The sequence below is a fragment of the Arhodomonas sp. KWT genome, from assembly GCF_010993615.1.
Window position 1 is genome coordinate 1 of sequence record NZ_WNXE01000787.1, and the last position, 776, is coordinate 776.

The 776-nt window shown below is 71.0% G+C and carries 1 protein-coding gene; it reads right to left on the reverse strand.

The window, feature by feature from the left end; translation table 11 throughout:
* Positions 1 to 17 precede the first annotated feature (17 nt).
* On the reverse strand, positions 18 to 776 hold a 759-nt coding region (locus tag G7A99_RS22405), incomplete at its 5' end, for a TrpB-like pyridoxal phosphate-dependent enzyme (protein ID WP_163144221.1).

Below are 776 nucleotides of genomic sequence, written 5' to 3' on the forward strand. Positions count from 1 at the left end.
CGCGCCGCCGGCACGCCTCATCCGCCGATTTGCGGGAGGTTGTCCAGCGCCCGGTGGATCGCCGCCTCCGGGTACTCGTAGTTCTCCAGCTCGCCGGCGAAATAGCGGTCGTAGGAGGCCATGTCGAAGTGGCCGTGCCCGGAGAGGGTGAACAGGATGGTGCGCTCGCGCCCCTCCTCCTTCGCCCTTAGGGCCTCGTCCACCGCGCCGCGCACGGCGTGGCAGGATTCCGGCGCCGGGATGATCCCCTGGGTGCGGGCGAACAGCACACCGGCCTCGAAGGTCGCGAGCTGCGGCACCGCCACCGCCTCCAGCACGCCGGCGTCGTAGAGCTGGGAGACCAGCGCCGAGTCGCCGTGGTAGCGCAGCCCGCCGGCGTGGATGCCGGGGGGCATGAAGTCGTGGCCGAGGGTGTACATCTTCATGATCGGCGTCAGCCCGGCACTGTCGCCGTAGTCGTAGGCGTAGTGGCCGCGGGTCAGCGTCGGGCAGGAGTCGGGCTCAACCGCCACCAGGCGCAGGTCCCGGCCCGCGGCCTTGTCCGCGAGGAACGGGAACATCATGCCGCCGACGTTGGAGCCGCCGCCGCAGGGCGCGAGGATGACGTCCGGGTAGGCCCCGGCGATCTCCAGCTGGCGCTTCGTCTCCTGGCCGATAACGGTCTGGTGCAGCAGCACGTGGTTGAGTACCGAGCCCAGGGCGTAATTGGTGTCCTCGCGGCCGGCGGCCTCCTCGACCGCCTCGGAGATCGCCAGGCCCAGCGAGCCCGGGTTGTC